Here is a 14531-nt window from a genome sequence, read left to right on the forward strand (position 1 = left end):
CGCCGTTGAGGGCGGTGTTGCCCTTGATGTCGGTGTCGCGGATGGTGAGGGTGGCGTTGTCGTCCTTGTCGTGGTCGCGGGCGAGGAAGCCGTCCTCGATCTTGATGAGCCACTCGCCGTTGTAGATACCACCGCCGAACCGGCCGGCCGTGTTGTCCACCACGGCGCTGTCGGCGATCGTGGCGCTCCCGGCGAGGCCGTCCTTCTCGGTGCCGTTGCCGGCCCAGTCCCGCCCGCCGGTCGTCACCACGCCGCCACCGTCGCCGTCGGCGTGGTTGCCCGCCACGTGGACCTTCTCCAGCAGCAGGTCGGTGTTCTCGGCGTAGACGCCGCCGCCGTTCTCGCAGGCGACGTTGCCGCCGATCGCGGTGAACGAGACGGTGACCCAGCCGCCGCTGCTGAACAGGCCACCACCGTTGCGACCCGCCCGGTTGTGGCTCAGCGTGCTCAGCGAGGCGTCCTTGCCCTCGTACGCCCCGATGATCTCGACGGTGCCCGCGTGGTGCTTGCCGTGCTCGCCCTTGTCGGCCTTCGCGGCCGAGGCCGGGTCGACCGGCCCGTCGTGGTGCTCACCGCTGCCGTTGGCGATGCCGCCGCCGTTGCCGCCGGCGGTGTTGTCGTCGACGTGGGTCTCCTCGACCTTGAGGGTGCCCTCGTTGTAGACGCCGCCGCCGTCGCCCTGGGCGTGGTTGTCGACGACCTTGCTCTCCTTGAGCCAGGTGCGGCCGTAGTTGGCGATGGCGCCGCCGTCGCCCTCGGCGTTGTTGTCGACCAGCTTCACGCTGTGCAGGTGCGCGCTGCCGCCGCGCTCGACCAGGAGCGCGCCGCCGTCACCCTCGAACCGCTTGTCGTCGTCCTTGCCGTCCGGTCCGGCCGCCTTCGGTACCGACGGCCCCGGGTACTTGAACTCGTTGGCGTTGCCTCCCTTGACGGTGAGGTCCTTGAGGGTGAGGTCGCCGCCGTCGACGACGCGGAAGATGCGGAAGGTGTCTTCGGCGTCGCGCTTGATGGTGGAGTTGTTGCCCTTGATGGTGACGTCCTGCTTGATCTCGGGCAGGGCGGAGCCGAACTTGCGGTCCTTGACGCCGAGTTCGTAGGTGCAGTTCTCGGCGAGCTTCAGGGTGCCGCCGTGGTCGCGGTTGGCCAGTTCGAGTGCGTCGACCAGGGCGTCGTCGTCGCAGGGGACCTCGCGGGTCTTGCCGTGGTCGTCCTTGCCGTCCTTGCCCCACTCGCCGCGGTCGCGGCCTTCCTGGCCACGGTCCTTGCCGTCCTTGCCGTACCCGTCCTCGCCCTTCTCGCCGCCCTTCCCGCCGTCGGCGCGGGAGTCGTCACTGGCGTTCTGCGGCGCTGCGGCGTGGTTCTCCGCCACCGGTTCGGTGCCGGACTTGTCGTCGCGGGCGGCGAGACCGCCGAGCGCCGCCAGACCGACGACGCCGGTCAGCCCGGCCACGCCGGTGGCGACCCAGAGCGCCCGCCGCCTGCTCGTCCGCGGCGGGGGCGTCATCGGAGCGCCGCCGTCGGGTGTCGTTACGTCGTTCGACATGAGAGCCCTTTCGGTTCTTCCCAAACGGGTCGCACCGCCCCAGGCCGGGCGACCAGCTACAAACCGGTTGTAGCCTCTGATCAGCACCGTATGAGAAGGATCCTCGCGAGGAAGACGTATCCGAAAAAAGCCCGCATTCCTCCCACGATCGGCGGTCGGTGACCAACCACGTGAGCGAACCGGAACGGCCCAGACGGCGGCGGGCCCCACCACCTGCCTGGAGAGGCGCGGTGGTGGGGCCCGCCGGAGATCGCGGCCCGCGGCGATCAGCCGGGCAGGCGGGGGCCCGCCTCACGCTGCTCGGCCAGCCAGGTCTCCACCTCGGCGGAGGCGCGCGGCAGCCCGGCCGACAGGTTCACCGGGCCGTCGGCGGTGACCAGGATGTCGTCCTCGATCCGCACGCCGACGCCCCGCAGCTCCTCCGGGACCAGCTCGTCCTCCGGCTGGAAGTAGAGCCCCGGCTCGACGGTGAGCACGTACCCCTCGCCGAGCGGCCCCTCGCGGTAGGTCTCCTTGCGCGCGTTGGCGCAGTCGTGCACGTCGATGCCGAGCATGTGGCTGGTGCCGTGCAGCGTCCACCGCCGGTAGACCGTGGAGGCCGGGTCCATCGCCTCGTCCACACTCACCGGCAGCAGCCCGAGATCCTTCAGCGCCTCGGCCAGCACCCGCATCGAGGCCAGATGCACGTCCCGGAACGCCACGCCGGGCCGGCACATCTCGATGCCGGCCTGCTGCGCGGCGTACACCGCGTCGTAGACCTGACGCTGCAACGGCGTGAACCGGCCGTCGACCGGGAACACCCGGGTCACGTCGGCGGTGTAGAGGTTGCGGTTCTCCACGCCCATGTCCATCAGCAGCAGCTCACCCGGACGGGTGGCGCCGTGGTTGTGCACCCAGTGCAGGATCGTGGCGTGCTCGCCGGCCCCGACGATCGAGCCGTAGCCGACGTCGTTGCCGTCGTGCCGGGCGCGCAGCGCGAAGACGCCCTCCAGCAGCCGCTCGGAGACCCCGCGGTCGGCCGGCAGCGCCCGCGCCACGTCCTCGAAGCCGCGCACCGTGGCGTCGCACGCCTCCTGGAGCTGCGCGATCTCCCACTCGTCCTTGACCAGCTTCAGCTCGGAGATCGCGATCGCCAGCTCCCGGTCGCGGCCGGGCTGCCCCTCGGCGCGCGCGCCGTCGTAGGGACGCACGGCCGCGTCCACGCGGGCGTCGAAACCGCGAAGCACCCGGGTACGCCCCGGCGCCAGCTCGGCCAGCGCCGCGTCCAGCTCGCTCAGGTCGGCCGTCGGCAGGCCCAGCTCGGTGGACTTCTCCCGCAGCGTCGGCCGGCGGCCCACCCACAGCTCACCGTGCCGGCTGCGGAAGAACTCGTCGGTCGCCCGGGACGACCGGGGACGCATGAACAGCGTGGGCTCGCCGCCCGGCCGCAGCACGAGGACGCTGTCCGGCTCCAGGTCGCCAGTCAGGTACGCGAAGTCGCTGCCCGGCCGGAACCGGTGGTCGGTGTCGTTGGCGCGTACCTTCTCGTTGCCGGTGGGGATGACCAGCGTCTCGCCCGGGAAGGCCTCGGCCAGCGCGGCCCGCCGCTTGGCGTGGTTGGGCACCTCCGGGCGCGGGGTGACCGGCAGTTCGGTGTCCCGCCAGCCCTGCCGCATGAACGACAGGAACGCCTCCGGGAAATCCGGGTCGTGCGACTCCGTGCCGTCCGCCGCCTTGCCCTGCCGGGTCCGCTCCTCGGCCATGATCCGCCCCTCCCTGAGCCTCGTCGCTGGTCCCGACGGTACCGCGCGCACGACAGCGGGAGGTGCCTGCGGTGCCGCGACGGTGGCTTCCGGCGCGTGGAAAGATGGCGACCATGTGCGGACTCCTGGCCTTTTTCAGCGCGCGCGGCGACGCCGCCGCCCACCGCGACAACATCGCCGGCGCACTGGAGTGCCTGCACCACCGCGGCCCGGACGAGACAGGGGTCGAGGTGGTCGGCGACGCCTCCGGCCGGTACGCGGACGGCGTGTTCGCGCACAAGCGCCTGGCGATCATCGACGTGGCGCTGAGCCACGAGCCCCTGCCCTACGCGGGCGGGCGCTACCTGCTCACCTTCAACGGCGAGATCTACAACTACATCGAGCTGCGCGACGAGCTGATCCGCGACTACGGCGCCCAGTTCGCCACCAACGGCGACGGCGAGGTGATCGTCGCCGGCTACCACTACTGGGGTGAGCAGGTGCTCACCAAGCTGCGCGGCATGTTCGCGTTCGTGATCTGGGACCGGCAGGAGCGGCGGGCCTTCGGCGCGCGGGACTACTTCGGCATCAAGCCGCTGCACTACCTCGAGACGCAGGACGGCCTCTACCTCGCCTCGGAGAAGAAGGCGCTGCTGCCGTTCGCGCACTCGGCGTACCAGGGTGACGCGGGCATCGACACCGCCAACCTGAGCCACTACCTGACCCTCCAGTACGTGCCGGAGCCGGGCACGCTGCACAAGGGGATCAGCCGGATCGGCTCGGGGGAGTACCTGACCTGGACCCCGGGTGGCCGGATCGAGGTGCGCCGCTGGTACCGCCCGGTGTTCCGGCCGGCCCCGGTCTCCGACGAGCAGCGGCTCTACCACGACATCCGGGAGACGCTGCGCGAGAGCGTCCGGATGCACATGCGCTCGGACGTGCCGGTCGGCTCGTTCCTGTCCAGCGGCATCGACTCCACCGCCGTGGTGGCGCTGGCCCGCGAGTTCAACCCGAACATCCTCACCTTCACCGTCGGCTACGACGTGCCGGGCTACTCCGAGATCGACGTGGCCCAGGACTCGGCCCGGCACCTCGACGTGACCACGATCCCGACCAAGATCGGGCCGCAGGACATGATCGAGGCGCTGCCGAAGATCGTCTGGCACCTGGACGACCCGGTCGCCGACCCGGCCCTGGTGCCGCTGTACTTCGTGGCGAAGAAGGCCGCCGAGCACGTCACTGTGGTGCTCTCCGGCGAGGGCGCGGACGAGTTCTTCGGCGGCTACACGATCTACCGGGAGCCGTTGTCGCTCAACGCGGTCAACAGCCTGCCCGACGGCGTGCAGAAGGGCCTGCGCGCGGTGTCCAAGGCCATCCCGCAGGGCGTCAAGGGCAAGAGCTTCCTGGAGCGCGGCACCACCCCGATCGAGGAGCGCTACTACGGCAACGCCCGGATGTTCACCGAGGAGGAGAAGCAGCACCTGCTGCGCCGCTACGACCCCTCGGTGCGCTACACCGACGTGACCGCGCCGATCTACGCCGAGTGCACCGAGCTGGACGACGTCACCAAGATGCAGTACGTCGACCTCTACACCTGGCTGCGCGGCGACATCCTGGTCAAGGCCGACCGGATCTCGATGGCGCACTCGCTGGAGGTGCGGGTGCCGTTCCTGGACCGGGAGGTGTTCAACGTCGCCGCCGGCATCCCGGTCGACCTGAAGCTGCCGCCCCGCTCCGAGGCCACCAAGTACGCGATGCGCCAGGCGCTGCAGGGCGTCGTGCCGCCGGCCATCGTCAACCGCAAGAAGCTGGGCTTCCCGACCCCGACCCGGGTCTGGCTGCGCGGCGAGATGTACGAGTGGGCGCGGCACGTGCTGTCCACCTCGGGCGCGGGTGACCTGATCGACCTGTCGTACGCGCTGCGCCTGCTGGACGAGCACAAGCGGGAGGAGGCCGACCACTCCCGCAAGGTGTGGACCGTGCTGATCTTCTGCATCTGGCACGCCATCTTCGTGGCCAAGACGCTCGACCCGGGCATCCAGCGCAACCAGTCCGCGCTGCTCACCAAGCCGGTCGTCGGCAGCATGGTCCGCTGACCCGAGCGTGACGAGGAAGGGCCCCCGGGATTTCCCGGGGGCCCTTCTCAGTGCCTGGTCACCGACCGGTGCAGGTGACTGTCGGAAGGGTGTTGGTGCCGGAGAAGTTCGCGGTGAAGCCGAACGTGGTGGTGCCCTCCGGCGGGACGCTGCCGTTGTAGGCGGCGTTGGAGACGCTCACCGACGCCCCGCTGCCGCTCAACGTGCCGTTCCACACCTGGTTGATGGTCTGGCCGCTGGGCCAGGTCCAGTTCGCGGTCCACCCGGAGTACGTCCGGGTGCTGTGGTTCATGATCGTCACTTCGCCCTGGAAGCCGCCGCCCCAGGCGGTGACCACCTTGTACACCGCCATGCAGGAGCCGGACGGCATGGTCGGGCTGCTCGTCACCGGCGGAGGTGAGGTCGGGGGCGCGGTCGTCGGGGGCGCGGTCGTCGGCGGCGCGGTGGTCGGCGGCGCGGTCGTCGGGGGGTTGCTGCCGCCCGAGCCGATCCCGGTCACCTCGCCGTTACCGCCGTCGAACGTCACGTCCGAGCAGCCGAAGAAGTTCTCCTGGCTGTCCGAGCGCACCCAGCGCGAGTAGATGATGTGCCGGCCGCTCTTGTTCGACGGCAGGTTGCCGCTGAAGTAGTAGTGGCCGTCGTTGGTGCCCACAGCGCCGCGCTGCGGCGGGTTGGTCACCTGGAGGAACGGCTGCTCCTCCAGGTCGCTCCAGGCCAGCGGCCGGTTCGGGCTCCAGCTGTCCTTGGTCACGTAGAAGTAGAACGTGCCCGGGTGGTGGGCCCAGTTGCTGTACCGGAACTCGATCGACCGCCCGGCCGTCAGGTGGGTGACCGGCCAGTCGGTGCGCGCCGCGTCGTACCCGCTGAAGCCGGGGTTGCCGCCGCTGCACAGCTTGCCGTCGGGGATGAACCCGACGGTCCGCCCGCCGGCGTCGGAGCGCAGCACGCTGAACCAGTTGTACAGCGAGTTCGCCCCGCTCGTGGCCACCGCCGACGAGCAGGCGGGGTTGTTCGGCCGGATCTCACCGGTTCCGGTGAGGCCGTCCTTCCAGCACAGGTAGGTGCGGGCGCCCGGCGTCATGGCCGCGCCGTGCGCGGCCGCCGGTCCGGAGTTGGTGGCCAGGGCGAACGCGCCCAGGGCCAGGGTGGCGGCCGCGGTGAGCAACGCGGCCGTACGGGATCGGGTTCGGTGCACGGGGATCTCCTGACTCGCGGAGCGAGGCCCGGTTCGGCCCGCTCCGCTGGGACGAGCGGATGCGACGATCGCGGTGCCCGCGCCCGGTCGGTGTGCGGCCGGGGCCGTCGGCGGGCGCGCACCGCCTGCGGTCCGTTGCCACGGACCGTGGATGCCCTCGCGTCGGCTCGACCCGGCAGCCGGCGACGCGGCAGCCCCCCGCGTCGTCACCCGGCATCGCCATCCCACCACGTCGGGACGCGGCTCGCAATAGGTGCCGCTCGATGCCCGGGTCCGGACGCGCCGCGACCCCGGCATGCGCCAGGATCGGAGGGAGGACGACGAGGGGAGCCAGGATGGGTTACGCGGTGGTGCTCGGCGAGGCGCTGGTGGACCTGCTCGACGCCGAGCACGACGGGGAACCCGTCTACCGGCAGGCGATCGGCGGCGGCCCGCTCAACGTGGCGGTGGCGATCGCCCGGCTCGGCGGGGACGCGCGGTTCGTCGGGTCGCTCGGCGACGACGCGCTGGCCGGGCGGATCCGCGCCTTCCTCACCGACGCCGGCGTGGACGTGAGCGGGACGGTGACGGTCCCGGCGCCGACCGCGCTCGCGGTGGCCACGTTCGCCGGCGCGGAGCCGGACTTCCGCTTCTACGGCGAGCCCCGCTCGTACGCGCTGCTCGGCCCGGGCGACCTGGACGTGGCGCTGGTCGAGGGCGCGGACGTGCTCTACTGCGGCTCGATCGTGCTGCTCGACCCGCCGGTGCTGGCCGCCGCCCGGCGCGCCTGGTCGATCGCGGGCGCGCTGCGGGTGTTCGACCCGAACGTGCGGCCCCGCCTGCTCACCGCGCCGGGCGCGCTGGACGGGCTGCGGGCGGTGGTCGCCGAGTTCGCCGCCGGGGCGCACCTGGTCAAGCTCAGCGCCGCCGACGCGCGGCTGCTCTACCCGGACGAGCCGGTCGAGGGCGTCGCCGCGTACCTGCGGGAACTGGGCGCGAGCACCGTCGTGGTCACGCTCGGCGCGGACGGCGCCCTGGTCGCCGCCGCCGACGACGTGGTACGCGTACCCGCGCCGAAGGTGGACGCGGTGGACGCGACAGGCGCGGGCGACTCGGTGATGGGCGCGCTGGTGGCGGACCTGCTGGCCGCCGGTGAGCCGGTCGAGCCGACCGGCTGGCGGGAGCGGGTCGCGTTCGCGCTGCGGGTGGCGGCGGTGGTGTGCGAGTCCCCGGGCGGCGCCACCGCCATGCCCACCCGCGCCCGGGTGGCCGCCCGCTTCCCGTGATCCGCCCGGCCCGCGCTCAGGGGCGGGTGCGGGCCATCGTCAGGACGGCGGTCAGGGACAGGAACGCGGCGCCGGCCAGGACCACCGCCATCGGCAGCGCGCTGCCCTCGCCGCCGAGCCCGACCAGCGGCGCGGCCAGCGCGCCCACCACCGACTGGATGCCGCCCATCAGCGCGGCGGCGGTGCCCGCGTGCCGGGCGTGCGCGTCCAGCGCCAGCGCGGTGCTGTTCGGCATCACCATGCCGAGCGAGCCGACGAAGGCGAACAGCGCCACCGCCGTCACGGCCAGGCTGCCGGCCAGCGCGCCGGTCAGCACGCCGACCGCCGTGACCACGCCGACCACGAGCGTGGTGACCAGCAGCCGGCGCGGCGTGAACCGGTCGAGCAGCCGGGCGTTGGCCTGCCCGACCGCCACCAGGGCGAGCGCGTTGACGCCGAAGATGACGCTGAACACCGCGGCGGAGACGCCGAAGACGTCCTGGAACACGAACGACGACCCGGAGATGTACGCGAACAGCCCGGCGAACGCGAAGCCCTGCGTCAGCGCGTACCCGAGGTAGACCCGGTCGGCGAGCAGCGACCGCATGGTCCGGACGGTGCCTCCCAGGCCGCCGGTGCTGCGGCGCTCGGCCGGCAGCGTCTCCGGCAGGCGCAGCGCGACCGCGACGGCGAGCACCGCCCCGATGACGGCGAGCGTCACGAAGACGGCCCGCCACGAGCCGAACCGCAGCACCAGGCTGCCCACGCCGGGCGCCGCCACCGGCGCCACGCCGAAGACCAGGGTGAGCCGGGAGAAGTACTTCGCGGCGTCCCGGCCGGAGTAGAGGTCGCGGACCACCGCGCGGGCGACCACCACGCCCATGCCACCGGCGACGCCCTGGGCGAACCGCGCGGCGGCCAGCAGCGGGGCGTTCGGCGCCGCGGCGCAGGCCAGCGCCAGCACCGTGTACGCGACCACGCCGACCAGCACCGGACGGCGGCGCCCCCAGCGGTCGCTGAGCGGACCGGTGACGAGCTGGCCCAGGGCGAGACCGATCAGGCAGGTGGTCAGCGAGAGCTGGATGCCGGCCTGGTCGGCGCCGAGGTCGCGGGTCATGGCCGGGAACGCCGGCAGGTACATGTCCAGCGACAGCGGGCCGATCGCGGTGAGTGCGCCGAGCAGCACCAGCAGCGTCACGCCGCCGGTGGTGGCCGTGGTGCGGTCGGCGGTCGGGCGCGCGGCGGCCGGCGCGGCGTTGCTCACGAGTGGGTACCCCCTGGATCCGGTCTGCTGGGGTACCTTACATCTGTAGTCAGAACTATTGCGATGTGAGGCGGGTGACCCCGTGGCGACGAACGAGCAGGTCGCACGCGTCGGCGCGGTCGTGGGGGAGCTGCACCGGCTCCTGCGCCGGCGGACCGGGGCGCGCGTGGGACGAGACCCGCTGCCCGAGGCGCAGGTGGAGCTGCTGCTGCTGGTCCGGGAGACGCCGGGGATCAGCGGCAAGGAGGTGGCCCGTCGCCTCTGCACCGCGCCCAACACGGTGAGCACACTGGTCCGCGACCTCACCGACGCCGGGCTGCTGGCCCGTGACCGCGACCCCGACGACCGCCGCGTGCTGCGGCTGCACGTGACCGAGGCCGCCCGGGCGCGGATGGCCGACTACGAGACCAACCGGGCCGCGCTGCTCGACGAGGCCCTGGCCGAGCTGGATCCGGCGGCGCGGGCGGCGATCCTGGCCGCCGCCCCGCACCTCGACGCGCTGCTCGGCGCCCTGCGGGGACATGCCCGGCCGGAACCGCCCGGGCGGGCCTCCGGAAACCCGGTGGCCGTCGCACCGGCCCGCCCCGCATGATCACCGGATGGCGCTGCACCAGGACGAGATACCCGTGGACGAACAGGTCGTCCGGGCACTGCTGGCCGACCAGCGCCCCGAGTGGGCCGCGCTGCCGCTGACACCGGCCGGCGCCGGGACCGACAACACGATGTACCGGCTCGGCGCCGACCTGCTCGTCCGGCTGCCCCGGACCGCGGAGAAGGCCGGTGCCCTGCGCAAGGAACAGCGGTGGCTGCCCCGGCTCGCGCCGCTGCTGCCGTACCGGGTGCCGGAACCGGTGTACGCCGGCGTCCCGGCCGACGCCTTCCCGCTGCCCTGGTCGGTGCAACGGTGGATACCGGGCGACGAGGTCCGGCCCGGCACCGTCGGCGACTGGGCCGCGCTCGGCGCCGACCTGGCCGTGTTCGTCCGGCACCTGCACGCGGCCGACCTGCTCGGCGCGACCCGCGCGGGCGACCTGAGCGGATACCGCGGCGGCGCGCTGCGTCCCTGCGACACCTGGATCTCGGCGGCGCTCGACGACTGCCGCAGCCGCATCGGCGACGAGACGGACGTCGACACCCTGGCCCGGCTCTGGCGGGACGCCCTCGACCTGCCCGAACCGGCCGGCCCGCACGTCTGGCTGCACGGCGACCTCAAGCCCACCAACCTGCTCGTGCACGACGGCCGGTTGCGGGCGGTCATCGACTTCGGCGGCCTGACCGTCGGGCAGCCCGACGCCGAGCACGCGCCGATCTGGGACCTCCCGCCGCCGGCCCGGCAGGCCTACCGCGAGGCGCTCGGCGTGGACGACGTGACCTGGGCGCGGGCCCGCGCCTGGGCGCTCGGGGTGGCGGCCAGCGGCGTCTCCTACTACTGGGACACGTTCCCGGCGTTCGTCGCCGAGTGCCGCAACCGCCTCCGCGAGATCCTGGCCGACGCCGGATGAGCCCGGCCGCCGGTCAGGCCGTGCCGTCCAGCTCCGCGTAGCCGCGGCGGGCAGCGATCAGACCCGGCCGGGCGCCGAACGGCGACTCGGCCGCCACCCGCTCCGGCGGGGCGCTGCCGGTGTGCCCGGCCCGGATCAGCCACGCCTGCCGCGCGAGCTGCGCGTGCTGCTCGCGGACGAAGTCCACGCCGACCGGCTCGCCGTGACCGGGCACCACCACCGTCGCGGGCGTGGTCATCCGCAGCAGGTCGGCCAGCGCGTCCGGCCACTTCAGGGGGTACGACTCCTCGAACGCCGGTGGCCCGCTCTGCTCCACCAGGTCGCCCGCGACCAGCACGTCCGCGTCCGGCACGTGGACCACCAGGTCGGCGTCGGTGTGCCCGTGCCCGGGATGGCGCAGCACCACCCGCCGGCCGCCCACGTCGAGCACCGTCTCCTCGTGCACCTCGTGCGTCGGCGCCCGCAGCTCGGTGTGCGCCAGCTCCTCGGCCAGCGCCGGATGCCCGGCGTGCATCTCCTCGTACGCGGCGCGGCGCACCGCGTCGGACCGGTCCCGCAGCGCCGCCGCGGCCTGGGCCTGCGCGTAGATCGCGGTCTCCGGCCCGGCCAGCGTGGCGTTGCCGAAGCAGTGGTCGAAGTGGTGGTGCGTGTTCACGATCGTCCACGGGTACGGCGTCACCGCCCGGGCCGCCTCCGCCAGCTCCCGGGCCTGCCCGGCGGTGGAGAGCGTGTCCACCAGCAGCGCCGCGCCGTCACCGACCACCAGCACGACGTTCACCGCGAGCGTCGGCTCGCGCAGAACGTGCACCCCGGCGGCGACCTCGGAGAACCCGGCGGTCATGACGGGCCGAGGGCCCGCTCGACGAAACGCTGCCGGTCGACGAGCACCCGCTCGACGCGCCCCTGCGCCGCCACGGTGGGCCCGTCGGTGACCGTCACGTCGAAGACGAGCCGCTTGCCGTCGACCTTCACCAGCTCGGCGTGGGCCGCCACGGTACGCCCCACCGGGGTGGCCGCGCGGTGCTCCAGCTCCACCCGTACGCCGACCGTGGTCGACCCGGAGGGCATCCGGGTCGCGGTGGCGGCCACCGTCGCCGCCTCGGCCAGCGCCAGCACCCGGGGTGTGCCGAGCACCGGCACGTCCCCCGAGCCGACCGCCTGCGCGGTGTCGGCGTCGGTCACTGTCAGCTCGACCCGGGCGGTCAGGCCCGGCGAGAAGGGCGACTCCGGCTGCTCCTGCATGCGGCCGAGCCTAGTGCAGCCGACCCGTGGCCGTCCGGCGTCCGAGCCGCCGCCGGTCCGGTCGTCGCCGCCCGCCCGCAGGCCCACCGGCCGCCCGCCGTTAACCTTGTCCGCGATGGCCGAGCTGACACAATCTCCGACCCCCGCCCCCGACGCGACCACCGAGTCGCCCGACGGTGGGCGCCGCCGTGTGATCGCGATGACCATCTGGGGCGTCGCGTTCGTCGTCGCCTGGCTCGCCATCGGCCTGCCCACCGACCCGGCGTACGCGTTCCTGTGGATCTGGGCCGGCACTGTCGCGTGGAACTCGGCCCGCCCGTGGCGCACCCACCTGCGGTTCGCCCGGGACTGGATCCCGGTGGTGCTGCTGCTCGCGGCGTACAACCTGTCCCGGGGATTCGCCGACAACGGCGCCACCCCGCACGCGATGGAGCTGATCGTCGCCGACCGCTTCCTCACCGGATGGCTCACCGGCGGCGAGGTGCCGACGATCTGGCTCCAGGAGCGCCTGTACGACGCGTCCGAGGTGCGCTGGTGGGACGTGCTGGTGAGCTGGATCTACTTCTCGCACTTCGTGGCGACGTTCGCCGCCGCCGCAGTGCTGTGGATGCGGAACCGGCGGCGCTGGATCGCGTACATGTCCCGCTGGGGCTTCCTGTGCGCGGCCGGCCTGGTCACCTACTTCGCCTACCCGGCCGCGCCGCCGTGGTGGGCGGCGCAGAACGGCCTGCTGACCGAGGTCGCGCGGATCTCCACCCGGGGCTGGAAGGAGATCGGCATGCACGGCGCGGGCAACCTGCTCAACGCCGGGCAGATCGCCTCCAACCCGGTGGCCGCGATGCCGTCGCTGCACACCGCGTTCGCGCTGTTCGTGGTGCTGTTCTTCATGCGGTCGGTGCGCAAGCGCTGGTGGCCGCTGATGCTCGCGTACCCGCTGGCGATGACGTTCACGCTGATGTACAGCGGTGAGCACTACCTGATCGACGTGCTCGTCGGCTGGGCGTACGTGGGCATGACGTTCCTGGTGGTCGGCCTGGCCGAGCGCTGGTGGGCGGCCCGGCGGGCCCGCCGGGCCGGCGAGCCCGCCGTCGCGGCCGGGTCGCCGACCGCCGACGACGGCACCGCCGCCGACACCCCGGACCGGGTGGCCGGCGACCGGGACGCGGTGCCCGCCGAGCGCCGGTAGACGCGCACCGGCCGGTCCGCCACCGCGGGCCGGTCAGCGCCCGCTGTCGGTACGGCGGGCGGCCCGCGACCGCTCGGTCAGCTCCGCGGCCAGCTCCCACGCGTCGGCCAGATCCCGGTCGACGGCCGCCGCCCCGGCCCCACCCGCGGTGTCCGCGTGCACGGTGGCCAGCCGCAGCAGCCGCTGCACCGGACCGCGGGTGACGCGCACGCTCTGGATCCGGGCGTACGGCACCAGCGTCAACTGCCGGGTCAGCAGCCCGGAGCGGGCCACGAAGACCTGCTCGTCGAGACCGGCGCCGACCACCTTGCGGCTCAGCGGGCGCAGCCACCGGGCCCGCGACGGGGGCGGCGTGGCGGGCAGCGCGTCCAGCCGCACGCCGGGCAGCACCTCCGCCACGACCATCGCGCCGGTGCCCGCGTCGCCGACCGGCAGCAGCCGGTCCGGGCGGTTGCGGTCGTCCGGCTCACCGGCCGAGTAGCCGGCCACCTCCAGCCGCAGCCGCAGCCACCCCTTCATCCGCCACAGCAGCGGCCAGGTCGCCCGTACCGTCTGCACCCGGTGCAGCGGCACTGTCTGCACCCGCGTCTCCAGCAGCCCGTTGTGCACGCGCAGCGTGCCGTCGTCCCGGTCGAGCCGGAAGCTCCAGTCGTCGAGCACCCGGCGGATCGGTTGCAGCACCACGCCGGCCATCGCGGTGAGCGTGCTGGCCACCGCGATGAACGACCACGAGCCCTCGGAGAGGAACTGGGCGCCGACGAACACCAGGCCCAGCGGCAGCAGGAACGCCTGCGGCGTGAGCAACTGGCTGATCAGCAGGTCCTGGTTGCGGACGGCGTGCAGCCGGCGTCCTTCCGGCACGGGCGGCGCGACCGGTGCGCCGGGCTCGGCCACCGGAGCCGGCGCCGGGGCGGATCGACCGGCCACCGCGAGCAGCCGCTGCCGCAACGCGGTGGCCTCGGCCACGCTGAGGTACGCCAGCGGCGCCTCGGTCTTGCCCCCGCCGACCACCTCCAGCCGCAGCTCGGCCAGGCCGGTGAGCTGGGCCAGCAGGGGCCGGACCACCTCCACCGCCTGCAACCGCTCCAGCGGGATGGCCCGGGTGCGCCGCCACAGCAGGCCCTCGTACACGCGCAGCTCGCGGCCCACCAGGTGGTAGCCGGTGTTCCACCAGCTCACCACCGACAGCACCGTGGCGCCGAGCACGAAGACGGTGACCAGCGCCGCGAACCAGCCGAACCCGACGCGGGACAGCGTCGACCAGGAGAGCCCGGCGATCACCACGACCAGGGACTTCGCGCCGTGCAGCGCGGGGCTGAGCGGGTGCAGCCGCTGCCGTGGCTCCTCGCCGCCGGTGGGCGGCCCGGCGGCCGGACCCCACGGTCCCGGGTACGGCGGCAGCGGCGCGGGCCACGGCCCGGGCGCCGCGTCGGTACCGGGCGGTGGCCCGTATCCGGGCGCGGCCGAGCCGGGCGGCCCATGGCCGGGTGGCGGTGCGTACCCGGGAGGGGGTGCGTACCCGGGAGGTGGTGCGTACC

At 73.7% G+C, this 14531-nt stretch carries 12 protein-coding genes; 5 read left to right on the forward strand and 7 right to left on the reverse strand.

Annotated elements, in window-relative coordinates:
• Positions 1-1543 (reverse strand): hypothetical protein (locus tag EAD96_RS25210; RefSeq protein WP_121686026.1); only part of this gene is annotated, 1543 nt, incomplete at its 3' end.
• A gap of 266 nt (positions 1544-1809) precedes the next feature.
• Positions 1810-3285 carry an aminopeptidase P family protein gene (locus EAD96_RS25215; protein ID WP_121686017.1) on the reverse strand — a complete coding sequence of 492 codons (1476 nt, stop codon included), beginning with the start codon at positions 3283-3285 and terminating at the stop codon, positions 1810-1812.
• A gap of 113 nt (positions 3286-3398) precedes the next feature.
• Between EAD96_RS25215 and asnB the strand changes: the two genes are divergently transcribed.
• Positions 3399-5360 carry an asparagine synthase (glutamine-hydrolyzing) gene (gene asnB, locus EAD96_RS25220; RefSeq protein ID WP_120568977.1) on the forward strand — a complete coding sequence of 654 codons (1962 nt, stop codon included), beginning with the start codon at positions 3399-3401 and terminating at the stop codon, positions 5358-5360.
• Between the two features lie 58 nt (positions 5361-5418).
• On the opposite strand, the gene EAD96_RS25225 is transcribed toward asnB, so the two are convergent.
• A complete protein-coding gene (locus EAD96_RS25225; protein WP_121686018.1) occupies positions 5419-6555 on the reverse strand; it encodes a lytic polysaccharide monooxygenase in 1137 nt (378 codons plus the stop codon).
• A 335-nt stretch (positions 6556-6890) separates the two neighbouring features.
• On the opposite strand from EAD96_RS25225, the gene EAD96_RS25230 reads away from it, so the two are divergent.
• A complete protein-coding gene (locus tag EAD96_RS25230; RefSeq protein WP_121686019.1) occupies positions 6891-7820 on the forward strand; it encodes a carbohydrate kinase in 930 nt (309 codons plus the stop codon).
• A gap of 16 nt (positions 7821-7836) precedes the next feature.
• On the opposite strand, the gene EAD96_RS25235 is transcribed toward EAD96_RS25230, so the two are convergent.
• A complete protein-coding gene (locus EAD96_RS25235) occupies positions 7837-9063 on the reverse strand; it encodes a multidrug effflux MFS transporter (RefSeq protein WP_121686020.1) in 1227 nt (408 codons plus the stop codon).
• 82 nt (positions 9064-9145) lie between these two features.
• Between EAD96_RS25235 and EAD96_RS25240 the strand changes: the two genes are divergently transcribed.
• Together EAD96_RS25240 and EAD96_RS25245 are read left to right on the forward strand one after the other, a co-directional pair.
• Positions 9146-9655 (forward strand): MarR family winged helix-turn-helix transcriptional regulator, encoded by a 510-nt coding sequence (locus EAD96_RS25240; protein ID WP_121686021.1) that lies wholly within the window; start codon positions 9146-9148, stop codon positions 9653-9655.
• Between the two features lie 7 nt (positions 9656-9662).
• On the forward strand, positions 9663-10565 hold the full coding sequence (locus EAD96_RS25245; RefSeq protein ID WP_121686022.1) for an aminoglycoside phosphotransferase family protein: 903 nt from the start codon (positions 9663-9665) through the stop codon (positions 10563-10565).
• A 13-nt stretch (positions 10566-10578) separates the two neighbouring features.
• Here the strand turns inward: EAD96_RS25245 and EAD96_RS25250 are convergent, their stop codons facing one another.
• Both EAD96_RS25250 and EAD96_RS25255 read right to left on the reverse strand, forming a co-directional pair.
• Complete coding sequence (locus EAD96_RS25250; protein ID WP_121686023.1) at positions 10579-11406, reverse strand: MBL fold metallo-hydrolase; 828 nt, start codon at positions 11404-11406, stop codon at positions 10579-10581.
• Positions 11403-11807 (reverse strand): thioesterase family protein, encoded by a 405-nt coding sequence (locus EAD96_RS25255; protein WP_121686027.1) that lies wholly within the window; start codon positions 11805-11807, stop codon positions 11403-11405. Before EAD96_RS25255 ends, EAD96_RS25250 begins: the two co-directional genes overlap by 4 nt.
• Before the next feature lie 115 nt (positions 11808-11922).
• On the opposite strand from EAD96_RS25255, the gene EAD96_RS25260 reads away from it, so the two are divergent.
• A complete protein-coding gene (locus EAD96_RS25260) occupies positions 11923-12993 on the forward strand; it encodes a phosphatase PAP2 family protein (RefSeq protein WP_121686024.1) in 1071 nt (356 codons plus the stop codon).
• A gap of 33 nt (positions 12994-13026) precedes the next feature.
• Here EAD96_RS25260 and EAD96_RS25265 read toward each other — a convergent pair whose 3' ends face one another.
• A complete protein-coding gene (locus EAD96_RS25265) occupies positions 13027-14394 on the reverse strand; it encodes a PH domain-containing protein (RefSeq protein ID WP_121686025.1) in 1368 nt (455 codons plus the stop codon).
• Positions 14395-14531 lie beyond the last annotated feature (137 nt).

The organism is Micromonospora sp. BL1 (assembly GCF_003667485.1).
Classification (GTDB): Bacteria; Actinomycetota; Actinomycetes; order Mycobacteriales; family Micromonosporaceae; genus Micromonospora; species Micromonospora tulbaghiae.